The sequence below is a fragment of the Erwinia tracheiphila genome (assembly GCF_021365465.1).
Classification (GTDB): domain Bacteria; phylum Pseudomonadota; class Gammaproteobacteria; order Enterobacterales; family Enterobacteriaceae; genus Erwinia; species Erwinia tracheiphila.
Map to the genome: position 1 here is coordinate 1,517,439 of NZ_CP089932.1, position 23,539 is coordinate 1,540,977.

Below are 23,539 nucleotides of genomic sequence, written 5' to 3' on the forward strand. Positions count from 1 at the left end.
GCTTTTTTTCATTCACAATATAGCGAGTTAAATCATGGCTCAATCTCCGGCCACCCAATGGCCCATGACGAACATTTTCAACCCGTGGCCGGTCTACACTGACGGCGTGGAAAACGTGATCGCCGTTAAAATCTCCAGCATCCTGCCGCATACCGATGGCTCAATCACCATTGTGCCGGATGGTGATTACAACGCGATATATGAGCCTCAGATGTTCGTGACAATCTTCTCGCCGGAAGTCGGCGGTTATCTTGTTCGCGATTCAGATAATCAGGACCTTTACATCCCAGCCGCATCGTTCGAAAGCACTTACTCTGCTGTTCCGCGGGGATCTGACGGCAAAGATGGTAAGGATGCGGCGGCCTGGGCCAGAAGTACCTCGACTGGCAATCTAACTGTGGGCTACCCGGACGATCCGTCCGCTTCCAGTGCGCATGGTAAATTTGGGACAACCCTCTACTGGAAAACTACTGTTTCATGCGTAGCCGCCCAAAAGGGCAACAGCGTTATCGCCAGCGCGAATATCTATCACACACCAGGTATTCCATGTGACGCGGACGGGAACGCGCTTCCGTTCGTGATTATCACCAACCAGCTTGCGTCGGCAACGTCGTCCCCGTCGTCGTCCCCGTCGGTTGAAATTTACCTCTTTGTATATGGGGCTGCGACACAGCTTTGCAATTTGAAGACAAAAGCGATGAAGCCGCTTAGCGTAACGTCTGGCGACGGTGGCTCTGAACCTAATTATGCATTTGAATACTGGTATCAACGGGCGCAGGCATAGTGAGGCGACATGATGAATATATCCGGCGCTCCTTCAATAAACGCTGCTGGCGGTATTTCTGTACCGGGTGCGCTGGCAATGGGTGACCGGCAGCCGAAAGTGACGCAATACATTTTTATTCAGAACGACACTTACACAGACCCCTCATCGATATGGTCTGTGCAGAAATTGAGTAACACCCAGTACGCAATGCCGAATGCTACAGCTCCGCGCGGATCGATCTATATTGGCGTATTCCTTCGTGATATTGATGGCGACACAAGCCACGGCAGGCTGGACAGCACAGTCGAATGGACAGTATCCGATCCTTCAATAGCGACATATAAAACGCCATCAGCCAGCGGCCAGACGATTTTCGGTTTGCTCAGGGCTGGCAAGGTATTAATAACATGCCGCTGGAATGGTCTGGTTTCAGTGCTCACTATTACCGCAACATAAAGATTAACGGGGGAGTAATGGCTACTAAGCGTTACGCCATTGGCAATAGCTGGCAAAAATACCCTACAGGCGATGGTGTCCTACAGGTTATTTCCGGAAAGGTTTTTGTTTCATCAAGTGCGTCCGCTCCCGCCAGCAATAAGGACGCGTTAATCATTTCTGAATTTCTGAACACAAGCGCAGGTTATTTGTGGCTGCACACGGCGGCCAATAACAGTATTAACAGCGAAATCGTTATTGATGATGGCGTTAACGATGCAGGCAAGGAGTAATCAAGATGGCAGCACCAAAGGGTAACCGATTCTGGGAGGCCCGCAGCAGTCACGGGCGAAACCCGAAATTCGAAACACCTGAGGCGCTGTGGCGGGCATGTTGTGAATATTTCGAGTGGGTTGAAGCTAATCCATTGTGGGAAATGAAGGCGTTCGCGTATCAGGGAGAGGTTAAACAGGAGGCTATACCCAAGCTGCGGGCAATGACCTTAACCGGATTAACACTCTTCCTTGATGTGACGCTTGAAACATGGCGACAGTACAGAGCGAGAGAAGACTTATCTGAAGTCGTTACGCGAGCAGAGCAGGTGATCTACGATCAAAAATTCTCTGGCGCTGCGGCTGACCTGCTCAACGCCAATATCATTGCCCGTGACCTGGGCCTGAAAGACCAGCAGCAAATTGAAGATGTGACACCGGTTCATGATCGCCCGACCCGGATTAATCGCATAAAGGAACTGCTGAACAAGGTGGCAGAAAAGTGATTTAAGGCGTTCTGTCGAAAATTCAGAAAACATGGGAAAACAGACGTTTCAGGACGTTTTAACCCTATGCATTTTTGCTCCTATTTTATGCAATGTTTATGCAGTGCATTTTCAGCGAAATATCCATTTATTCACCGACAAATAAGCCTTTCACCCATTAATTGCGACGAGTGCTGTTTCGCCAGGGCGCTTAAGAGTCATTATGTTAAAAAGTGGTCAAAATCCCGAAATTAACGAAACTGTGATTGATTGTCTCAGTGATGACGAGCAGGCCGAACTTCTCGCTCTGCTGGAAGCTGAAGACGAATACCGGAACACTCACCGCCTCTTCGACTACTCCCCATACGTTAAACAGCGTGAATTCATGGATGCGGGCAGCGAGTTTACCGAGCGCTGCTTCATGGCCGGTAACCAGCTGGGCAAAACGCTGACCGGCGGCGCGGAAGTGGCTTTCCATCTGACCGGCCGTTACCCTGGCACAAAAGGTTACCCCGCTGACGGTGCTTACCAGGGGGGGTGGGAAGGGCGCAGGTTCTGCGAGCCAGTTGTCTTCTGGGTGGGCGGTGAAACTAATGAGACTGTGACCAAATCGACGCAGCGAATACTGTGCGGGCGTATTGATGAGGGCAACGAACCCGGGTACGGTTCCATCCCCAAAGACGACATTATCAGCTATGTTAAATCGCCATTTTTCCCCGGTCTGATCGACCGCGTGCTGGTGAAGCATCACAACGCAGATGGCGTTGAAGACGGCGCGAGCCTGGTTTACTTCAAGCCTTACTCCCAGGGCCGCGCCCGCTGGCAGGCTGATACCGTTCACGGCGTTTGGTTCGATGAAGAACCGCCTTATGCAATTTATTCCGAAGGGCTGACGCGTACCAACAAATACGGTCAGTTCTCGATTCTGACATTCACTCCGCTGATGGGGATGTCAGACGTTGTAACCAAGTTTCTGAAGAACCCCAGCAAGGCGCAGAAAGTCGTCTCGATGACGATCTACGATGCTGAGCACTACAGCGACGAACGGCGCGAGCAGATCATTGCTTCGTATCCTGAGCATGAACGCGAAGCCCGCGCCCGCGGCATACCGACCATGGGCAGTGGTCGCATATTCCAGATCACCGAAGAGACGATCAAGTGTCAGCCGTTCGAATGCCCGGAACATTTTTACGTTATTAACGGGCAGGACTTCGGATGGGATCACCCGCAGGCTCATATCCAGCTCTGGTGGGACAAGGACGCTGATATTTTTTATCTGGCGAGGGTCTGGAAGAAACGCGAGAACACAGCCGTACAGGCATGGGGCGCGGTGAAGGCCTGGAGTAAGGGCATTCCCACAGCCTGGCCGCATGACGGCTATCAGCATGAGAAGGGGGGCGGTGAAGAGCTCAAAGCGAAATACGTCGAGGCGGGTTTTCAGATGCTGCCTGAGCATGCCACCTGGCCGGACGGCGGGAACGCGGTTGAACCGGGGGTTACCGAACTGCGCGACCTGATGACCGAGGGGCGCTTCAGGGTGTTTAACACCTGTGAACCCTTCTTCGAAGAGTTCCGGCTCTATCACAGGGACGAGAACGGCAAGATCGTGAAACTCAACGACGATATCCTTTCCGCCGTCCGCTATGCGTACATGATGCGGCGTAGCGCGAGAATGCAGCGCGATCTGTTTAAACCCAAAACCAAAAAAATACCGGCACCCATCCGGCCGATACAGCGAGGAAGATAATGGCCGACGAAGACAAAAACTCACGGCTGGACGATATTCTCCGCCAGTTTGACAGCGACTGGACCGCCAGCGAGGATGCGAGGACCGAAGCCCGTAACGACCTGTTTTTCTCCCGCGTCAGCCATTGGGATGACTGGCTCAGCCAGTACACCACGCTGCAGTATCGCGGACAGTTTGACGTTGTGCGGCCGGTGGTTCGTAAACTGGTGGCAGAAATGCGCCAGAATCCTGTTGATGTGCGTTACCGGCCAAAAGACGGTGCCGATCCGGATGCCGCTGACGTCCTGATGGGCATGTACCGTACCGACATGCGGCATAACACTGCCCGAACCTCTGTAAACATTGCTGTTCGCGAGCAAATCGAGGCGGGGGTGGGGGCCTGGCGTCTGGTTACGGAACATGAAGATCAGGACCCGACCAGCAACAACCAGATTATTCGTCGCGTGCCGATACACGGCGCATGCTCCCACGTTATCTGGGATGCGAACAGCAAGCAGCTGGATAAATCCGACGCGCGGCATGTGACCGTGATTAACGCCCTCAGCAAATCAGGCTGGAAGTCATTCGCGAAAAAGTACGGGCTTGATGCCGACGAGCTGCCGACTTTCACGTCTCCCAATGATCTGCTGTTCAGCTGGCAGACCAGCGATACCGTATTTATCGCTGAATATTACGAGGTCGAGGAAAAGAAAGAGACGGTATTCATTTATCAGGACCCGCTGAGCGGCGAGCCCGTCAGCTATTACAAGCGCGATATTAAAGACGTGATCGATGAGCTGGCTGAGCAGGGCATGGAGAAGGTCGCAGAGCGCAAAGTCACCCGCCGCAGGGTGTATAAGACCATTCTCTCAAACACTGCCGTACTGAAAAACCGGGAGCTGATAGCCGGTGAGCACCTGCCGATTGTGCCGGTCTTCGGGGAGTGGGGCTTTGTTGACGATGTGGAGGTGTACGAGGGGATTGTCCGGCTGACGAAAGACGGCCAGCGCCTGCGCAACATGATCATGTCGTTCAACGCCGACATCGTGGCCCGCACACCGAAGAAAAAGCCCATATTCTGGCCGGAGCAGATTGAGGGCTACGAGTACATGTACAGCGGGGATGACGATTTCCCTTATTACCTGATGAATCGTACCGACGAGCAGAACGCCCAGCTTCCGGCGCGGCCCATTTCATATATGGATAATCCGGAAGTGCCACAGGCAAACGCCTACATGCTGGAGGCGGCCACCGCGGCGGTGAAAGAGGTTGCAGATCCGGGCGTGGATGGCCAGGAGGTAAATGGTAACCAGGTGGCCTTTGATACGGTGAACCAGCTGAACCAGCGCGCCGACCTGGAAACCTTCGTTTTCATGGATAACCTGGCTACCGCCATGCGCCGCGACGGTGAAATTTACCAGGCGATGGTCAATGACATCTACGATGTGCCGCGCACCGTGCTGACAACGGCTGAGGACGGCAGCGAAAACGAGGTGCAGACCCTGTCACAGGCCGTTGATTATCAGTCCGGGCGTGTGGTGGTGCTCAATGATATTCGCGGGCGCTATGAGTGCTACACCGACGCGGGGCCGTCATTCCAGAGCATGAAGGACCAGAACCGGGCTGAGATTCAGGAGCTATTGAAAACGGTCCCGGCAGAGCATCAGGTCTGGAACGTACTGTTGCTGCAATATCTGGCGCTGCTGGACGGTAAAGGCATCGAGATCACCCGCGATTACGCAACGAAACAGCTGGTAGTTCAGGGTCTGAAAAAACCGGAGACGCCGGAAGAGGAACGCTGGCTGCAGGAAGCTCAGCAGGCACAACAGGGCCAGCAGGATCCGAATATGGTTCTCGCACAGGCGCAGATGATCGCCGCGCAGGCTGAAGCTGCCAGAGCGCAGAACGAGACGGCGCAGACCGAAATTAAAGCATTTACCGCGCAGCAGGACGCGCAGCGCTCACAGGCTGACACTATTTATAAGCTGGCACAAGCCCGAAACATAGACAGCAAAGCGGTGATTGAAGCGCTGAAACTGATGCACGAGGTTGCCACCCGGCAACAGCAATCCATACCCACCGGCCAGGTGCCGGGTCAATTTCCGCCTTCGGGCGAGTTCCCTCAATCCATGTAGAGAGTAAAAAAACATGAGTGATACCACCGACATTCAGGTAACTGAAGAATCAACCCTGTCCGCAGATCAGGAAAATGCACAGCCGCAGGTCCAGACCGGAGTAGCGGAAAATCAGCCAGAGGATCAGGGCGAACAGGGCTTTGACATTGTTCTGAATGACGAGGAACCAGCCAACCCGGACACCCCCGCAAACGAGAATGCAAAGTTTGCAGCACGCCGCATTGCCCGCAAGCGTCAGCGCGAACTGGAGCAGGCAGCGGAAGCGGTTACGCGTGGTGAGGTGCCGGAGAATCTGCGGGTAACACCTGAGCTGCCATCCCAGCCTGATTTTAATGACTTTCTGTCAGATACGGCGCTGGAAAAATACGGCTTCGATACTAACCGCGCCATGGCCGCTTTTCAGGCAGCCCAGAACGAGTGGATGCTGAAAGCCCAGGACGCGAGAAGTAACGCCGTTGCTGAACAGGGCCGTAAAACGCAGGAGTTTACCCGCCAGTCGTCACAATTCGCAGCAGCGGCGAAAGCGCACTATGACGCCGCTGAGAAGCTGAACCTGCCAGATTTTGAAGAAAAAGAAGATGTCGTGAGAAGCATCCTCCCCCCCGGACTGGATGCGGAGATCATGAGCCTCTTCCCTGAAAAATCGGCGGCGATGTTCTACCACCTGGGTGCAAACCCGGAAAAGCTGCGCGGATTGCTGACAATGAGCTCACAACAGGCCCTGATTGAGCTGACGCGCCTGTCAGAGCGCCTGACGATTAAGCCACGCGGTAAAGAGGTGTCAAAAGCGCCACCCGTTGACGAGCCCGTAAGCGGTGACGTTGCGGCGGCAAATCGCGATGTGCTGCAAAAGCAGATGAATGCAGCGGCAACTAAAGGCGACGTTGAAACCTACCGCAAAATTAAAAAATTACTCTCTTAAGGATCAAAATAATGGCTTCATTAAACGAAGGTCAAATCGTGTCATACGGTGTCGATGAGGTGATCGAGACAATCACAAATCTCACACCAATGGCGCAGAAAGCTGAAGTTTACACGCCGCCTGCTGGCGATATGCAGCGCAGCAATAACACCCACTGGATGCCGCTGCAAATGGAATCTCCGACCCAGGAGGGTTGGGACCTGACCGGCAAGGAGACGGATCTGCTTGAGCTGGCGGTCAAGGTGAATATGGGCGTACCGGATAATGATTTCTTCTCGCTGCGGGCGGATGACCTGCGGGATGAAACCAGCTATCGCCGCCGCATCAAAGCCGCGGCTGAGAAGCTGGCTAACAACGTTGAGCAGAAAATCGCTCAGGTGTCCGCCGATATGGGCTCGCTGGTCGTTACCAATCCGGAGGACATCAGCAACAAGCCTGGCGGCGGCTGGGATTTTGTCGCCGACGCTGAGGCGATCATGTTTGCCCGCGAACTGAGCCGCAACCGCGGCCTGAGCTACTTCTTTAACGTTAAGGATTACAAGAAGGCGGGCTATGACCTGGTGGGGCGCGATATTTATGGCCGCATGACGGAGGACGCCTATAAAAAAGGCACTATCCAGAAACAGGTTGCGGGTTTTGATGATGTGCTGCGTTCGCCAAAAATGCCTGTGCTCAAAGCGTCCGGCGCGTCGGGCCTCACGGTTTCCGGCACCCAGTCGTTTAAGCCGCTGGCATGGGTTGAAGATGCCGATGGTGAACGCGAGAACGTCGATAACCGTTTCGCACAGGTGAAGCTGTCGGCGACAACCGGCCTTAAGCGCGGTGACAAAATCAGCTTTGCGGGCGTGAAATACCTCGCGCAGATGGCGAAAAACGTGCTGACGGACGACGCGACGTTTTCAGTTGTTCGCGTTCTGGACGAGAACACCGTTGAGATCACGCCTAAGCCGATTGCACTGGATGACGCCAGCCTCTCCGCAGCACAGAGGGCCTATGCGAACGTTAATACCGGTCTGGCTAACGCAATGGCGGTGAATATCCTGAACGTGGCAGATGCGACAACCAATGTGTTCTGGTCAAACGACAGTATCCGCATTGTCTCGCAGCCGATCCCGACCACCCACGAGCTTTTCTCCGGCATGAAGACCAAATCATTCAGCATCCCTGACGTTGGCCTGAACGGCATTTTTGCCACCCAGGGAGATATCAGCACGCTGGCGGGCAAATGCCGTATTGCGCTGTGGTACTCGGTCAATGCGACCCGTCCGGAATCGATCGGCGTGGGCCTGGCTAATCAGGCAGCGTAACAACTGAGGGGCTTTGGCCCCTTTTTAAATGAGGTAATTTCATGAAAACGATGATTTATAAAGCTGGCGGTAAAACCCGGGTCTGGAACACCACGGCGCACGTGAAGGTAATCGGGCGCGAGGATTTAGCGAAATATCTGGCGGAGGGCTGGCTTGATCATCCGTCAAAACTACTTGAACCTCTGCCAGAACAGGAGCAGGAGCAGGAAGAAACCGAAACGGATGGCGATGATCTGATTGGCGAATCGGAGGACGAGACGCCAAAAAAACGCGGACGTAAACCAAAGGCGGCCGCCGATGAGACTGACGACTAAGGGCGATATTGTGCTGGCAGCACTGCGTAAGGCGTCGCTCGCCAGCAATGCCACGCTGACGGATGTTGACCCTCAGTCGCTGGAAGATGGCCTCGACGACCTCGATCTGATGATGTCCGAATGGCTTATGGATGACGAACGGCGCGGTATTGATGTGGGGTATGCCTTTTCGGAAAGCGGTGCATCACCATTACCGGAGGATGTCCACAACCTGCCTGATTTTTGCATCAACGCCGTGCTGGTTTGTCTGGCAATTCGCATGCTGGCTGACTACGGACAGGAGGCTCCCGCCGGACTGGTTGCCAAAGGCAGTTATGGCAAAGAGCGGATCGTCAAGTGGCTGGCGAAGCGGCGAACGCCTCATCTCAGTTATCCCAACCGGATGCCAACCGGCAGCGGTAACCGTCACACATCGCGATATTTTCACAGGAAACGACACCATGCCGATGATCCAGCTTCCGATAATTAAGGGTAAAGGGAAGAACCCGTTTATCGCTGACTACGTCGATCTCCTGCCCGTAAATATGCTGGCCGTGCCGCAACCGGTGCTGAACGCTGCGGGTTACATGCGCTCGTTTCCTGGCATAGCGAAAGCTGCGGAGGTGGACGGCACTTCCCGCGGCGCGGAGTACAATACAAAACAAAGTGAGCTGTTTCGCGTGGCCGGTGCGAAGCTGTACGCCAGCGGCTCCGATCTTGAAGTCACCATACCCGGCAGCGGGCGGGTCAGCATGGCACACAGCTACAGCAGCCAGGGCGTGGCGGCTGACGGCCAGTTGCTGCTTTACAGCTACGATGATAAGACGCTTACAGCGCTCGATAACTGGCCGGAAACGGTCATATCACAGGAGGGTTACGAGAAAACGCTCAGCGCGTGGACGCACACCGCCAGCGGCAGCGATGCGTTTTATGTCCCGGCAGAGTCGCAGGACGGTAAAATAACGATCACGCTTACGCCAACAAAATCAGACGGCACTACCGGCGAGGCGCTGACAGTCACAGAAAGCCAGTGGGGCAGCGAACAGACTCAGGAAAAGCCTGAAAGCGGCCCATGGCTTTCTGAGGTGTTGGTAACCGGCAGCAAAACCAGCGGCAGCATTGTTACCCTGAGCTGGACATTTAACGGCGGCGGCACTGACGCTACGGCGGTGTCTGTCGATCTGACCGTTAACGAGATTTCGCTCGATTATGCGCAGTATGAGATCGGGACCGTCCGCGATATCTGCCACAACCGGAGCCGCTATATCTGGGTCAAAGATGGTACGGACACCTTCGGCATAACGGATCTTGAGGACGAAACACACCCGGACCAGTACCGACCATTTTACCGGGCTGAGTCAATGCCAGACGGCATTCAGGGGGTGGGCAGCTGGCGGGATATGGTGGTTTGTTTCGGCTCGGCCACGACAGAATATTTCTCGCTGTCCGGCAGTTCCAGCACCAGCGATGCGGTTTACATTGCACAGCCGTCGCTGATGGTGAATACCGGCATCGCAGGGACTTACTGTAAATGCCATTACGGCGATTCGTTCGCTGTGCTCAGTCACCCGGCTACAGGCGCACCGTCCGTGTACCTCATCGACAGTGGCAGCAAAAAAGCGATTGCAACGCCGACCGTCGAAAAACTGATAAGCGGTTACAGCGCTGACGAACTGGCGTCCGGCGTGCTGGAGTCGGTCAGATTTGACGGCCACGAACTGCTGATCGTGCACCTGCCCCGGCATACGCTCTGCTTCGATGGGAGTGCCTCGGGTGACGGGCCGCAATGGTGCATTCTGAAAAGTGGCCTGTATGACGCTGTTTACCGTGGGATTGATCTGATGTGGGACGGGTCAGCCGTCACGCTGGGCGACAAAAATGAGGGCGTAACCGGCAGACTGGATCCTGCGCTCGCGTCTCAATATGACGAAGCCGCTGAGCTGGTCCTTTATACCCCGCTGGCGAAAGCGGACAACTCCCTGCTGTTTGACTTTGAGATTGAATCCGCCGCAGGGCTGGCGCTGGAAGCAGAGCGCTGCTTTATCTCGGTGACGACGGACGGCAGTAATTACGGGCGTGAGCAGTTAATCACCTCCAACAGCCTCTACCGCTACGACCAGCGGATCATCTGGCGCAGGATCGGTCGGTGTCGTAAAAACATCGGATTTCGCCTGCGCTTTGTCACCAGTACGCCAGCCGCGCTGGCTTACTGTCAGTTAAGGGCGGGTTATGGCTAAAAATGATGATGTGCAGGTACTCCCCACACCAATCAATGCGCAAATGCTCCCTTCCAATTTCTCCCGGGCATATCAGCTGTATGTCCTGCAGCAGAGCAACAGCATGGTGAATATTGCGAACAAGGCCAATTCAGCTGGCCGGGATGCCAACACGGCACAGGAGCAGAACGAAGAGCAGGACAAGACTATTGCCAGCCAGGGTGAGGCGCTGAAGCAAATTAACGGTGATTACGTGTCAAAAAGCGCCACCGATGCGCAGAGCGTTGGCGGCTCCCTCGGTGCGACATCCTTCACGGTTAACGGCATTCAGGTCGTCGGTGGCCGCGTGACCGGTTTTACTCCCGCAACCGGCAGCGCCAGCAGCGGGGCGTTCAACGCCGACGCTGATTTCGATCCCGACTCAGCACCCGGTGGCCTGAAAGAGGCCCGCCAGCGCATCAAGGCTTTAGAGGACGCGCTGCGCGCCCACGGCTTAATCGACTAAACATGAACCTTCAAAAAATTGATGCTCTCACAGGGCAGGCATTATTTCGCGCGTGGGGGCTGGAGAGCTGGCCGGATTACGACACTGATTATTATCTCTGGTGCGATTGCGGCGTGTTCGCGCTGCCGGACCATGGCGATTACGTCGAAATTCACATGGCGATGCAATCAGGCCAGCGCTGGCGGTGTCGCGACGCGGTGCGCGACGTACTCGTGCGGATTGGCGACAGGGAGGTGCGTGCGCCGATTCTTGCGACGTCGCGCCATGTCTGTAATCTCGCGAAAAAATTCGGCTTCGCTTACGAAAAAACTGTGCTGATGGAGTTTTTAGACGGCTCCACTGGCGAGGTAGTTCTGATGATAAAGGGGAAAAATAATGGGCGGAATTGGTAAGGCGGTCGGCAATGTGATAGGCAGTGTGACCGGTGCGAATGCGGCGGCCAGCGCCACAACCAGCGCGGCGAATCAGTCAAACGCGATGGCGCAGCAAATTTATAACGACCAGGTTCAGCGCATGACGCCGTATTACAATGCAGGCAGTACTGCGCTAACCGGACTGCAAAATCTGGTCAATAACCGCAGTGGCACGCTGGCGGACTATTACAACTCGTCTGAGTATTCAGGCCTCGCAAATCAGGCACGATATCAGCAGCTGGCTAGCGCCGAGGCAACCGGCGGGCTGGGCTCCACGGCAACCAGCAATGCGCTGGCATCGATCGCGCCGCAGCTCGGCCAGCAGTATCTGAGCAGCCAGTACAACAACCTGACCGGTCTGACCGGCATCGGCATGAATGCCGCAAACGTCATGAATACCAGCGGTAACAACTACGCAAACGCATACAGCAACAACGTCAATCAGATTGGCGCGGCCAAGGCGGGTAATTCGCTGGCAAATGGGCAGGCACTGACGCAGGGGATCGGCTTTCTTGCGGGATTGTTTTAGGAGGCGGCAGCATGGATTTTCAACCAATCGACTACACGTCCGGGAACGGTTTTTTGCAGGGGCTACAGGGAGCCGGGATGTATCAGCAGGTGCAACAGCAGAAAGCCCAGGCTGAGCAGCAAAAGGCCCAGCAGCAGTTCCAGCGTGACTGGCAAACAGCTTATGCGTCGGGAGATCCGGCTGCGCTGGATGCTATCGTAGCGAAATATCCTCAGCAGATGGAGACGGTGCAGAAGGCGATTGGCTTTCGCGACGACAATCACCGCATGGCGCTGGGCAATGCTGCCCGCGATTTACGCATAGCGGCGGCCAGCGGCAATCCGGCGGCGTTCGCCCAGGCAGCTGCGCAACATCGCGCGACGCTGCAGAGCGTCGGCAGCACGCCGGAGGACCTATTTAAACAGTATCAGCAGGACCCGCGCGGCACGCAGCATATTATCGATACGGTAGGCATGGGCGCGCTGGGCGTGAAGGACTATTACGCTGAGCAGGGTAATCGTGAGACCCGAGCGGAGACATCACGTAGCCACAGAGCTAACGAGGGGCTAACAGCTCGTGGGCAGAATCTGGCGGACGCGCGCGGCTGGGCCGGTCTGAACCAGGCGGCGCAGTTCCATGCGGACGATATGCAGTTGAAAAAGCTGAACTACCAACAAAGGCAACTGGAGAACCAGTATAAAGCGGCTGATAATGACCTCAAACTGCAGGCCGCGCAGCAAAAAATTGATGCTAATAAGCAGGAGATTGAACAGCGTCAGACGCAGGTCACAGCGGCTAAAAATGACCTGTATCAGGCGCAGCAGCTGGCGCAGGAACTGGCAGACGATCCCGATTTAGATCGTATTGTCGGGACCGTTAACACACGTGAGAAAGGGTGGCTGGCCGGAACGTTTCGTAACAGCAGCGCTGACAAAATCAGCAAGATAAAACAGTTACAGGGCCTTATCGGTTCCGAACGCCTCAAGGCGTTCAAAGGCAGCACCTCGAATAAAGAACTTGATGCCGCCTATCAGCTGGGAACCGGACTGCGTGTTACAGACAACGGTATTATCGGCTCGCCCGATGCCGTGCGCAAACAGCTACGCTTCCTGGCACAGAAAGCGGGTGGTGCGCTGAATGGCTATGTACCGACTTATGAAGAAAGTTCTTCACCAGCGGGCGGCCAGCAGCAATCTGCTTATTCTTCATTGTGGGGGGAATAATGGCTAAAGCATGGAAGGATGTTATCGCGTCGCCACAATACCAGCAACTTTCACCCGCTCAGAAAAGCGAAGCGCAGGAACAGTACTTTAACGAGGTTGTCGCTCCTCGTGCGGGTGACCAGGCAGCGCAGGCGAAGGCGGCCTTTTATTCAGCCTATCCATCTCCCGGCCAGCAGCAGCCGGATAATCCACTTCTGGAAGCGGGTAAGGGGCTCGCTCAATCCGCTGTGAATGTGGCTAATATCATTCCTGAAATTGGCGACGCGGTTCAGAGTGCTGCAGTGTGGGCAGGTGGCAAGCTGGGCATAGGCGACGGGACTTACACCCCGGCGCAGCGTTTCGCATTACCTGACGCTCTTCAGCCGAAAGATGAATATGCAAAAATTGGCGCGGAGATGGGGCCTTACCTGATACCCGGCGTTGGGGCAGAGCGCACGGCCGCCGCGCTGGGGTCCGTAGCCGGTGCCGGACGTGCGGAACGGTTCGCAACCAAAGCGGCAGATATGTTAGCCGAAAACGTGCCCGGTGCGCTGGCACAAAACAGCAGTGCTGATAATAGCGATGGGCTGGCAAAAGACCTGGCGATCGGAACCGCTGCGAGTGGAGCAGGCCGTGTAATTGCTCCGCTGTTCGGAAAGGCTGCGGGTGCCGTGAGAAATCGCCTGAATCCGGCAGAGCGTGCATTGCCTTCGACCAATGACGAGATCGTACAGGCCGCTAAAAGCAGGGCTGGACGTGAAGATCTCAATCGCGCCATTAATCAGGTCAGCCCGGACGTTGACGAGGCGTCCAGATTAACAGGCGTTGATATCAGTGCGCTGTCTCCCGGCCAGCGTAGCGGTAATGCAGGATTACAGGATGTTGAAGGCGTGCTGTCGTCTGTTGCGGGTCCGGCACGTGATGCACAGGAGCGCGGTGTCAGCGCAGTGACAAACAGCCTTAAAAACGATCTGAACCGTCTGGGCGCGGAAGCGGGTGGTTCATCCGAGAAAACCGCCGCCATCCGTGAGCGGGTTGTAAATTCTTTAAACAGCCTGAAGGTGACCGAAAGATCAGCCTGGGACAATATGCGCAATGCTGCTAACCCACTGGCTAAAGAAAAAGCGGCCAACGTCCGGGCGCATCTCAGCGCTGAGAAGGCGCTAGCTACCTTCGACAATCCAACACTAAAAAGCCTGCATAAAACCACAGAAAGCCCCATGACTTTCGAGCAGATGAAAGAGTGGCGCTCTCGTGTTGGTGATTCTGAGGAAGCCGCACGCCGCGCCGGTAGAATGAATGAAGCCCGAAAGCTGGCAGGTGCGCGAAACGCGCTGGCCGATGATATGCGGGGGATGGCCGAAAGACACGGTTTTATCGACGATTGGGAAAAGGCGAACGCGCTTTCGAAAGAACGCTTTGCGATGGAGAAAGACGCTAAAGCCGCTTTCGGTAAGTCACTTGATGATGACCAGCTTGTCAGCAAACTGAATACGGCTCTGCGAAGTTCAGGGGAGAAGGGGGTTAACCCTATTCACAAGTTGGTTTCTGCCCTGCCGGAGTCAGAGCGCGGTATTGTGCTGGCATCTGCACTTAGTCGGGCTGTTGAAAAAGGGCCGCGGGGTGGCACTTCAGTGGGCGCGGGTATGAAGGACCTCAGCGAGATTTTGACCCCGCAAAATATATCGGCAATTCGCCGCTATATGCCGCAGGAAGCCGATCTGCTGGCCGCCTACGGAACGCTGGCACGAAATGCCAGCGGCTTCATGAAGCGAATGGAGCAGACCGGCAGATCGATGCCTTCGCTTAAAAGACTTGAGGAGGGCGTGGGCGGTATGTCTGGAGCAGTATTAAGGGCGTCGGCAAACAGGGGCTTGGATCTGGCGATTGGTGGCGCAGCGGTGGCAACCGGTGGCATTGGTGGGGCTGCTGTCGCAGGCAGTAAATTCCTGGCAAGTCAGTTGCTTGAAAAAGCGATTGAAAAGAGAAGCGTCAAATATATCGTGGAAAAAGCCATTCAGGAGGGGGGAAATGCGTTAAAAGCTGGCGGTTCTAAAGCGGCTATCGATGCAGCGGAGAAAAGACTTATACGTAATCCAAAAACTCTGGCAATTCTCAATAAAGAATTCAGCCCTGAAGATATCAGGGCAATACGGAGAATGGGTATTGTAACATCAGTGAGCGGTCTGGAAGCCTTGCAGGCTAATTAAGGCTCAATCCCTTTTACTACTGAGCCTTTTGTAAGGTAGTTACAGAAAATCGCTTGCATACAGTACTTATGGTAATAATTTTAATTTAGTCTTTTGAAATGGTTAGCTATTTTCTCAAAGAGTAATATTATAAAGGTGAGAATAATTCCAGTACCTAAGAAAATTAGAGGGAATTCAAATGATTTAATAAAATAAAACATGAAAATATCAAATGACGGCATCGTTGAATCAGTAATGGCTATTTTCACGTACTGAAAAACTGTAATCGCTAATGTAATTATCAATACTATAAAAGATATGGTTATTGGGTAAATCAATAAAGCCATTAGTTCTCTGTGATCGGATATGAACAAAATCAGCCATCCGAATATCAGTATTAGTGAAGTAATCGCAAGACCATACATCCACCAATTAGGTATAAATTTGGTGAGGATAAAACCAACTACAGCATATGGAAGAAGACTTAAGTACTTGCTCATTATTCAACATCCCTTTGAACTGGAAATATCTACAGCTACGCATAATAGCTATTACTGCGTAGCTATTCAGGAGATCTTAAAATGACCGATAACGCCATACCGCTCACGCTCCCTGTTGAACTTTACACCATGCCGCGCCAGTTCAGCACCGTTTTTAACGGTAAAATCTATGTCGGCAAACTGGATACTGATCCTACAGCTGAGACAAACCGCGTAACAGTTTACCAGGAGGGCGAGAACGGCACGCTGACGCCTATAGCGCAGCCGATCAGCATCAATGCTGGTGGTTACCCGGTTATCAGCGGGCAGGTGGTTAAACTGGTAGTGACGCAGGATTATTCGATTGCTGTTTATGACCAGTTCGATGCCCAGGCGTTCTATTTTCCGCGTTGCTCAGGCCCGTATGTGCTCAAAGTGTTTCACGATCAGACCCTGCACGGCGACGGAACAGAGGCGGATCCGCTGGGTGTTAAACTGTCCGGGAATAGCGGCAATCTGCTGGAGATCCGCGACGATGGGCTTTACTACGGTACGTCAGCGTCTGATGATTTGCTCAATCTGTATGTCGATACCGTTAACGGCAGTGATGATAATATCGGTTCGCGAGAAAAACCGCTTAAAACCCTGAATGAGGCTCTTACGCGAACCCCTGCGAACAAGAGCAACACCATACACCTTCATTCCGGCCAGACTTTTATTCTTGATGTTCAGACATCGATAGTAGGGTGTATCAGACTGATTATGCCTTACGATGATCCCTATATTGACGGCAATAAGGTGCCGGACCTGTCACCCTCGCAGCCATCTTATTACGGCTGGGCAGCGGCAGACCTGGCCCGACCAACAATTAAAGCTCATATCGCTTATTATGACGCCCCGCGGATATTTGGCCCCCTCACGTTCCATTGCTCAGGTGGTAGCGTTCTGGATATTCGTGGAGTGATAATTGACACGATACCGGACAACTATGACCCGTCAGAGGTTACCGGCTGGGTCCAGACACGCGCCTGCACAATCAGTGGAGACTTAACCTCATCAGTTTCACTGACGGGGTGTGTGGCCGTTACTTCTGATGCCAGCAGTGCGCGTCCTTGGAACCTCTGCGCAAATACACCTGCAGGTGATATTCCTTCAATGGCCTTTTCCCGCGTTCTGCACCTGCGAGGGAAGACGCTGGTAGAAATCGCGACATCAACCGCAAAAATCAGTGTTTCAGATGTCTTTCCGGATGAGCACATAATTAAGTACCTCACAACGGATTTGATTGCTGCGGTGAAGAATGGCGCTATTGAGGGTATTGTCCGTGGTCCCGGTGGCGAACCCCGGAACCTGATGATCAACGTTGTTGTATGACCCTTACCAGGGGCACCCCGGTATCACTATCAGTCATAAAGCCAGCGTCCTGCTTTGGCGGACTCTGCGAACATAGTAACTGTAAGTGGTTTCTTGATTTGTTTAACCGGTTCTTTCGTGAACCAGCTACGGAAAAACCAGGGGATCGACCAGGGATAATAGTTCTCAATGTTTAGCGCGGATACGTCGACGTTATACTTATCTGAGTATTTATTGATGGTTTCTGCCAGGTCTTCGACTTCCGCGTATTCCTGTAGAGTGTCGTCCTTATTAAGCGGGATTTTCTTTAATGACAGTGTCGTCACCAGGGGTAATTCTTTCCGGAAAAAATCAAGGACATCATTATCCGTCACCATATTTTATCATCCCCCCTGGCTATACGGTTGTAGTTCACTGTGGCATGGAATGCTATTGTAGCTACATCGGAGGATGCAATAACCCACCCAACTACGGGAACGGCGCGACCGACAAAAGCGCCAAGATTAGTTACAAACTTAGGCCGAAGTGTTCTGAGGCTCGCATTCGTGAATGTGGGCAGGCGAAAGGGCAGTTCAATGTTGAGATAACGGCGAGCTGCTTCTGATGCAAGGGACGTTCCCTTAGTTGCTCCGCCAAATTTACCTCTTGTTGGGCGGGTGGGCTGCCCCAGAATAATACTGGCGGCGGCCACCAGATCATTTACGCCTAGTTGCTCGTCTACGGCATCAAGAAAAATCCAGAAAAATAATTCTCCCGCCGAAAGATTGCACACGCCTTTGTAGAAATAAGTGTTGTTGAGCTCTTCAACAGTATCCATCGTTTTCGTCCCTGTTCTGAATGCATTCAGGACAATCTAGGCCATACATGCAGAAGATTACAAGCTCAGTTTTTTAACTTCGTGTCAATTAAACCCGCGTCAAATTTTTCATGCAGCGATTTCGGGTAAAGTTCTGTGTAAACCTGCCACAGTACGTTCAGTTAACTGGGAATAAGCTGTTACAAACAAAAAAATCCCGCCAGTTCGCGGTTAGGAACGCTGACGGGAAAGAAGTGCAACCGGGGGTTAATCCAGACTTTTAAATCCTGGCACTGATTGCAAAATGTGCAAGTTCACTCAATCACCAGTCGCTGCTTTTTCTCTCGCTGACACTTATGGTAATCCTCGCCGCATTCAGCAGAACAGAACGCAGTACCGGCAACAACAGGCTTTTGATTGCGCCAGACGCTTAACCAACCATCAAGCCCGGCTTGCCGGCTTAAGGTACAAAAAAGCCCGCGTTACACGGGCATGAATTCGTACAAGGTAGACAAGGGAACTCCAGCATAGCTCTTAGCTGTGCAGCCACCATGCAGGTTAATGGGGTAATAGATATATCTCATCAAAGCTGAGCTTAGGTTAAGCACGAAATGTCAAAGGCACAAAAAACCCGGCACGCTGGCCGGGTCATTATTTTTATGCGGCTTTTCGCTCTTTTTCGGATGCTTTTGTAATAATATCGTTCATTAACTTTCTTAATAGCGTTGCGTCATTATACAATAAAGTTAGTGTAGACATTCATATACTCCTTTCGATTATGAAGACTTGGTTTCCAGATACAAGTTCAGAAGGAAGGAAATAATTGGCATTGCTATTGATACAAGTAGTAAGCTAAGCATCCAAATTTTTATATGCCCGGCTTTCTTTTCGACAAAGTCCTCGCTGGCTTTTGTTGCCACTTTATCGTCAATATCAACAATTTTTTGGATGAGTACTTTTACATCAGCTTTTATGTCTGCCATACCTGATATCAAGTTTTTTTGGTCGGCTTTGATCTCCGTGATATCAGTTTTGATGTGCGAAACTTCAGCTTCTAGCACTGCTAAACGCTTTTCCATGTTGTCGCCTCCACCTGTTATTAACCTGTTGCTCCCAGTATCGTTCATTTGCGACGCACTGACAATGAGTGGGGATGAACTTTTGGTCAGGTGCAAGCAGGCAGTGAATATTGAAACAGCATTTTCCTGAGAGGAAGTGAAAAGTTGGCGAAACGAACCGTTTTCACCGCTATATGACAGGGATATAATGCCGCTTAGCTTATCAACATCTTTCCCTGTGTTCATGGTTAGGAAATTGAATCGCTTCTTTTTAGATCGCCTGACCATGAAAAGTGGCATGATCCTTTCCTGTGATACCGGGAATCTACGTAGGGTTTGATGTAAAAATGTCATCTTCGACGTATTTTTAAACTGAAACCTGTTTTTCAGGCGCACCGATCCAGCTCAGGCATCCGCAGCCATCGTTTTTTCGCCATCTGATGCAGCCTGTCAGAGAGCATTTTTGTGGCGTGCTTACCCGCCACGGCGCCGGCAAAACGCAGCCGGCCTTTGCAGAGGATGCACTGGTACGGATCCGTGCCCAGGAAGCCCTTCATCAGCACCGCAAACCCGGGCCGCTTCGGTTTTTCCCGTTCCGTCATCGACAGCGCTTCCCAGACTTTCGGCAGCAGCGTACCCCGCTTGCGGTTGGCCAGAAAGCCGGAGTAGCGCACCATCTTAAAATGCCGCGCCGGAACGTGGCTGATATAGCGCCCGATCATCTCTTCCTGACTCAGCGTCTGGCGTTTATGCTTTCCCGTGCGGTGATCGAGGTAGTGGTGGACTACCGCGCCTCCGCCGTAGTGTCGCAGACGGGAAGCCGACACCGGCGGGCGCTTCAGGTAGCGTCCCAGGAACTTCACGCTGTGCCAGGCTCCCCGGGTCTTCTTCGCGAAGTGTACCTTCCAGTGCCGGCCATACTGTGCCTTCAGGTAACGCCGCCACTGGCGCTCATCGCGGATGTGGCCCAGGCCCGGCAGGGTGCCGGGACTGACCCGCTCATAGCTGCTGCGCAGCAGGCGGATAACGGCACCCCGCCAGATTTCCTCCACGGCCTTCTTTTTGAAGAAAAGGCTGCGCCAGACGCCGTGCTTTACGTCAAGTCCACCGCGGGTGACGGACACGTGGATGTGCGGATGCTGATTCAGCTGCCGGCCGTAGGTATGCAGGGCGCAGAAGATACCGACTTCTATACCCTGCCGACGCGCCCACTTCAGCATGGCGCGGGTGGCGCAGCGGAACAGGTCGTTGAGCAGGGGCCAGTTGTTGCTGAAGAAGGGCCACAGCAGGTGGGGCATGGTAAAGGTGATGTGCTGCCATTCGCAGTCGGGCAGGACGTGCTGCTGCCCGGCTATCCACTGCTCAGTTGATTTCATGCCACATGCGCTGCAGGCCTTTGACTTGCAGCTCTGGCAGAAGAAGCGGGAGTGCGTGCAGTCCGGCGAGGCACAGCAGTAGCGGCGTACGCCCATGGCGCAGGTGCCACAGGCGAGCATGCGCTCAACGGAGAGTCGGGTCCAGTCGCTGATGTTGTCGCCGTGTTTTTCGAGGTAGCGGTTCCAGCCGTCATCGACGGTGAAGAGGAGTTTGGCGGGGCGGGGGATATGCATGGTTGCAGAGTATAAAGCGGAGCGCCGGTCATGCAAACACCCGAAGCTGCGCAGCAGGGCCGCTCACGCCAAAGGCGTGCTACGTTCATTAGCCTTCACCTTCGGATTTTGTTTCAAAATTACATGAAGGGGATTGCTCCAAGGCTAGTCGGAGTGCTTTCAAAAAGCCATTTGCCTGATGCATGGTAAGGCTTAGAGGAGCAACCTTCTGTTTTTGAAGCGCTTTAACGCCCACATTCCCATTTTCATCCACGCATATTACAGGCAAGCTTTTAGTGAAGAAAATATTGATAGTTTCCTCTTCATTCTCAATAAGTCCTACAATAGCCGCCGAATCTGCAACTATATTGACGAACGAAGAGGATTCTTTTAGCTCATAATCGATGCTCATAATTCCCTCATGATTGATGTGAATTCCTGTCACGGTTGAATGATAACTCAGGTTAATGAATTAGTAATGGTGAGTATTTGATCAGTCTGTATATAAATTCAGTGAAGTGTTCAATAGACTATCGTCTCACTCTGGATTACCTTCATTCACCAGCCACATATCAGCCTCTTCAAACATCTCCTGAATTAGTGCCGTTAGCTTTGCTCTGTCACTTTTGCTGGCGTCTGACTGAATGCGACTTTCACCATTCATTGGTTTCACTTTTACTTCAGCTTGTGGGAATACGCGGTGAACGCGCTTTTCCAGTTCGGCCAGGATCAGCGCTTTGGCATTAGGCAGGCCATCCACATTGCGTTTGTCATAGATGAGTTCGACGTACATTTTGCACCTCTGATTTTTACTGGTTGGATGTACAGTAATATTGCACGCAAAGTGAGATGAGGTAAATGTATTTTTGTTTCACTTCGTTACAAACAGAAAAGCCCCAGACTGTGAAATCTGAGGCTTTTACCATATGCACGTGCATAACAGGTGCACTTTTTTGTCTTTTTATGGTCTGCTTACTGTCTGGTCAGTGTCCGTAAGTGCTTGTTTTAAAAGTCACTGTCCGGGTGCAGTCCTATCTAAAGTGGTGGAGCTGGCGGGAGTTGAACCCGCGTCCGAAATTACTACACCGTCGGCACTACATGCTTAGTCCGGTTTTTACATTCACCTGTTAGCTGCGAACGGACACGCCACTAACAAACTAGCCTGATTGGATTTAACGCTTCAACCCCAGGCAGGGCATCCACGCGATCTCTTTTGGGTTTGACCTCTCTTGATCCCCGTCCTAAGAGCGGAGGCTGGGGAGAGAGGACACCTTCAGTTTCTTAGGCTGATTAAGCTGCGATTGCAGCAGGTGCGTAGTTTTCGTCGTTTGCGACTATTTTTTTGCGGCTTTTAACGAGGCCAACCGCCCCTCGGCATGCTCCTTGGGCTTCGCAAATCCCGTCGAATCCAGAATCAGCCCCAAGTACTATTAAACATTATAACAGAAAAATATGCGGTTATACCAGTGGCTTAACGATTAGCGTGTTTCATTATCCGCGCCTTGTCCAACTTCCACTCACGCTCTTTAATATCGTCGCGTTTGTCGTGTTCTTTTTTACCCTTGGCAACGCCTATTTTCAGCTTTGCCCAGGCATTTCTCCAGTAAAGTGAGAGTGCGACAACCGTGTAGCCCTCGCGGTTTACCTTACCATATAAGGAATCCAGTTCACGTTGTTTCAGGAGCAGTTTGCGATTACGTGTTGGGTCGCAAACGACATGGGATGAAGCGACACTTAGTGCTTGAAAAGTCGAACCAAATAAATAGGCTTCTCCATCACGTAGCAGGATATAACTATCGCTGATGTTAGCTTTACCTGCCCGAAGGGATTTTACTTCCCATCCTTGTAATGAAAGCCCGGCTTCGAACTCTTCCTCAATGAAGTATTCATGCCGTGCGCGTTTATTCATTGCAATGGTTGCAGAACCCGGTTTGTGTGCTTTTTTCTTTGTCATAATGCTATTTAGTTTACACGAAGCGAAGATTGATGACATCCCTGTAATGGCCGTTTCAGGGAAAACGCTATTTTAGCAGAATGTTCAAAGCTTAGAATTTTTGTTTGATATCAGGCAATGTTACTATTGATGGGTTAGAAAATTAACAGGTAATACTATGTCTCAGATTAGTCGTTCTGCATTAGTACCTTACAGTGCGGAGCAAATGTTCAGATTGATAAATGATGTTGATTCATATCCTGAATTTCTTCCGGGATGCACAAGTAGTCGCGTACTTGAATCCAGTGAACAACAAATGACAGCCTCAGTTGATGTGTCAAAGGCAGGGATAAGCAAGACTTTCATAACGCGTAATACCCTCACTAATAATCAAAGTATTAGTATGCAACTTGTCGAGGGGCCGTTTCGGAAATTAACTGGAGGATGGGTCTTCACAGCACTCGGAGATGAAGCATGCAAGGTCGAACTAAATTTAGAGTTTGAGTTTAACAACATGTTGGTAGAACTCGCATTTGGGCGAGTTTTCAAGGAGCTTGCCAACGGCATGGTTCAGGCATTCACACTGCGTGCGAAAGAGGTATACAGTGTCTGAAATAGCTGTTGAAGTTGCTTATGCTCTTCCTGAAAAACAGTATCTCCTTGCAGTGAACGTGGCAGAGGGTAGCACTATAAAACAGGCTATTGAAAAGTCTGGAATCCTTACTTTACGTGCAGATATTGATCTTTCAAGTAATAAGATAGGAGTATTTAGTCGTCCAGTGAAGCTTCACAACGAGGTGCATAGTGGTGACCGGATTGAAATATATCGTCCCCTTTTAGCCGATCCTAAAGATTTGCGTCGACAGCGTGCAGAAAGAGCCGCAAAAAAGTAAGGTGCTGTCGCGCCTTACTTTTTATTATCAACACTAAACCACCTCCTGTGGAGGTGGTGATCGT

General features: G+C 52.5%; 26 protein-coding genes and 1 other RNA gene. 19 read left to right on the forward strand and 8 right to left on the reverse strand.

From position 1 onward, the window contains the following. Nucleotides 1-34 precede the first annotated feature (34 nt). The 17 genes from LU633_RS07925 (at nt 35) to LU633_RS08005 (ending at nt 17,227) form a co-directional block, all read left to right on the forward strand. On the forward strand, nt 35-784 hold the full coding sequence (locus LU633_RS07925) for a hypothetical protein (protein ID WP_233481544.1): 750 nt from the start codon (nt 35-37) through the stop codon (nt 782-784). 9 nt (nt 785-793) lie between these two features. Continuing rightward, nucleotides 794-1,222, forward strand: a complete 429-nt coding sequence (locus LU633_RS07930) for a hypothetical protein (protein WP_046372151.1) — start codon at nt 794-796, stop codon at nt 1,220-1,222. Nucleotides 1,223-1,239: 17 nt separating this feature from the next. Then, entirely contained in the window at nt 1,240-1,494 is a 255-nt protein-coding gene (locus LU633_RS07935) for a hypothetical protein (RefSeq protein ID WP_046372399.1), read from the forward strand. 5 nt (nt 1,495-1,499) lie between these two features. Then, nucleotides 1,500-1,979, forward strand: coding sequence for a DNA-packaging protein (locus LU633_RS07940; RefSeq protein ID WP_046371779.1), 480 nt, complete (start codon nt 1,500-1,502; stop codon nt 1,977-1,979). Between the two features lie 202 nt (nt 1,980-2,181). Beyond that, nucleotides 2,182-3,705, forward strand: a complete 1,524-nt coding sequence (locus LU633_RS07945) for a terminase large subunit (protein WP_046371780.1) — start codon at nt 2,182-2,184, stop codon at nt 3,703-3,705. Continuing rightward, nucleotides 3,705-5,819 carry a portal protein gene (locus LU633_RS07950; protein WP_072052774.1) on the forward strand — a complete coding sequence of 705 codons (2,115 nt, stop codon included), beginning with the start codon at nt 3,705-3,707 and terminating at the stop codon, nt 5,817-5,819. The genes LU633_RS07945 and LU633_RS07950 overlap by 1 nt, the downstream gene beginning before the upstream one ends. Before the next feature lie 13 nt (nt 5,820-5,832). Continuing rightward, nucleotides 5,833-6,741: a scaffolding protein gene (locus tag LU633_RS07955; RefSeq protein WP_016193239.1), complete on the forward strand. Its 909-nt coding sequence runs from the start codon at nt 5,833-5,835 to the stop codon at nt 6,739-6,741. A gap of 11 nt (nt 6,742-6,752) precedes the next feature. Then, the gene (locus tag LU633_RS07960; protein WP_046371781.1) at nt 6,753-8,048 is read left to right on the forward strand and encodes a P22 phage major capsid protein family protein; all 1,296 of its coding nucleotides are present in this window, start codon (nt 6,753-6,755) and stop codon (nt 8,046-8,048) included. Between the two features lie 41 nt (nt 8,049-8,089). After that, on the forward strand, nt 8,090-8,362 hold the full coding sequence (locus LU633_RS07965) for a hypothetical protein (protein ID WP_046371782.1): 273 nt from the start codon (nt 8,090-8,092) through the stop codon (nt 8,360-8,362). Beyond that, the gene (locus tag LU633_RS07970) at nt 8,346-8,831 is read left to right on the forward strand and encodes a packaged DNA stabilization gp4 family protein (protein WP_046371783.1); all 486 of its coding nucleotides are present in this window, start codon (nt 8,346-8,348) and stop codon (nt 8,829-8,831) included. The genes LU633_RS07965 and LU633_RS07970 overlap by 17 nt, the downstream gene beginning before the upstream one ends. Next, nucleotides 8,803-10,578, forward strand: coding sequence for a packaged DNA stabilization protein (locus tag LU633_RS07975; protein ID WP_052734685.1), 1,776 nt, complete (start codon nt 8,803-8,805; stop codon nt 10,576-10,578). The genes LU633_RS07970 and LU633_RS07975 overlap by 29 nt, the downstream gene beginning before the upstream one ends. After that, complete coding sequence (locus tag LU633_RS07980) at nt 10,571-11,062, forward strand: hypothetical protein (protein WP_046371784.1); 492 nt, start codon at nt 10,571-10,573, stop codon at nt 11,060-11,062. Before LU633_RS07975 ends, LU633_RS07980 begins: the two co-directional genes overlap by 8 nt. Nucleotides 11,063-11,064: 2 nt before the next feature. Continuing rightward, nucleotides 11,065-11,454 carry a hypothetical protein gene (locus tag LU633_RS07985; protein WP_040465691.1) on the forward strand — a complete coding sequence of 130 codons (390 nt, stop codon included), beginning with the start codon at nt 11,065-11,067 and terminating at the stop codon, nt 11,452-11,454. Continuing rightward, nucleotides 11,438-12,004: a hypothetical protein gene (locus LU633_RS07990; RefSeq protein WP_016191788.1), complete on the forward strand. Its 567-nt coding sequence runs from the start codon at nt 11,438-11,440 to the stop codon at nt 12,002-12,004. The genes LU633_RS07985 and LU633_RS07990 overlap by 17 nt, the downstream gene beginning before the upstream one ends. 11 nt (nt 12,005-12,015) lie before the next feature. Beyond that, entirely contained in the window at nt 12,016-13,206 is a 1,191-nt protein-coding gene (locus LU633_RS07995) for a phage DNA ejection protein (RefSeq protein WP_082103727.1), read from the forward strand. Further along, nucleotides 13,206-15,395, forward strand: a complete 2,190-nt coding sequence (locus tag LU633_RS08000; protein ID WP_016191790.1) for a hypothetical protein — start codon at nt 13,206-13,208, stop codon at nt 15,393-15,395. Before LU633_RS07995 ends, LU633_RS08000 begins: the two co-directional genes overlap by 1 nt. Before the next feature lie 560 nt (nt 15,396-15,955). Next, nucleotides 15,956-17,227, forward strand: coding sequence for a phage tailspike protein (locus LU633_RS08005; RefSeq protein ID WP_052734686.1), 1,272 nt, complete (start codon nt 15,956-15,958; stop codon nt 17,225-17,227). Between the two features lie 29 nt (nt 17,228-17,256). On the opposite strand, the gene LU633_RS08010 is transcribed toward LU633_RS08005, so the two are convergent. The 8 genes from LU633_RS08010 to smpB form a co-directional block, all read right to left on the reverse strand. Beyond that, nucleotides 17,257-17,583: a DUF1493 family protein gene (locus LU633_RS08010; RefSeq protein WP_016191793.1), complete on the reverse strand. Its 327-nt coding sequence runs from the start codon at nt 17,581-17,583 to the stop codon at nt 17,257-17,259. Continuing rightward, nucleotides 17,577-18,023: an STM2901 family protein gene (locus tag LU633_RS08015; RefSeq protein ID WP_016191794.1), complete on the reverse strand. Its 447-nt coding sequence runs from the start codon at nt 18,021-18,023 to the stop codon at nt 17,577-17,579. The genes LU633_RS08010 and LU633_RS08015 overlap by 7 nt, the downstream gene beginning before the upstream one ends. Before the next feature lie 755 nt (nt 18,024-18,778). Beyond that, a complete protein-coding gene (locus tag LU633_RS08020) occupies nt 18,779-19,360 on the reverse strand; it encodes a hypothetical protein (RefSeq protein WP_016191795.1) in 582 nt (193 codons plus the stop codon). A gap of 86 nt (nt 19,361-19,446) precedes the next feature. Continuing rightward, nucleotides 19,447-20,670 carry an IS91 family transposase gene (locus LU633_RS08025; RefSeq protein WP_046371785.1) on the reverse strand — a complete coding sequence of 408 codons (1,224 nt, stop codon included), beginning with the start codon at nt 20,668-20,670 and terminating at the stop codon, nt 19,447-19,449. A gap of 88 nt (nt 20,671-20,758) precedes the next feature. After that, a complete protein-coding gene (locus tag LU633_RS08030; protein ID WP_016191797.1) occupies nt 20,759-21,061 on the reverse strand; it encodes a hypothetical protein in 303 nt (100 codons plus the stop codon). A 126-nt stretch (nt 21,062-21,187) separates the two neighbouring features. Then, nucleotides 21,188-21,442, reverse strand: a complete 255-nt coding sequence (locus LU633_RS08035) for a DinI-like family protein (protein ID WP_016191798.1) — start codon at nt 21,440-21,442, stop codon at nt 21,188-21,190. Between the two features lie 248 nt (nt 21,443-21,690). Continuing rightward, nucleotides 21,691-22,071, reverse strand: a transfer-messenger RNA (tmRNA) gene (ssrA, locus tag LU633_RS08040). 49 nt (nt 22,072-22,120) lie between these two features. Continuing rightward, nucleotides 22,121-22,603: an SsrA-binding protein SmpB gene (gene smpB, locus LU633_RS08045; protein WP_016191799.1), complete on the reverse strand. Its 483-nt coding sequence runs from the start codon at nt 22,601-22,603 to the stop codon at nt 22,121-22,123. A gap of 157 nt (nt 22,604-22,760) precedes the next feature. Between smpB and LU633_RS08050 the strand changes: the two genes are divergently transcribed. Together LU633_RS08050 and LU633_RS08055 are read left to right on the forward strand one after the other, a co-directional pair. Further along, nucleotides 22,761-23,195 (forward strand): type II toxin-antitoxin system RatA family toxin, encoded by a 435-nt coding sequence (locus LU633_RS08050; protein ID WP_016191800.1) that lies wholly within the window; start codon nt 22,761-22,763, stop codon nt 23,193-23,195. Then, nucleotides 23,188-23,475 (forward strand): RnfH family protein, encoded by a 288-nt coding sequence (locus LU633_RS08055; RefSeq protein ID WP_016191801.1) that lies wholly within the window; start codon nt 23,188-23,190, stop codon nt 23,473-23,475. Before LU633_RS08050 ends, LU633_RS08055 begins: the two co-directional genes overlap by 8 nt. Nucleotides 23,476-23,539 lie beyond the last annotated feature (64 nt).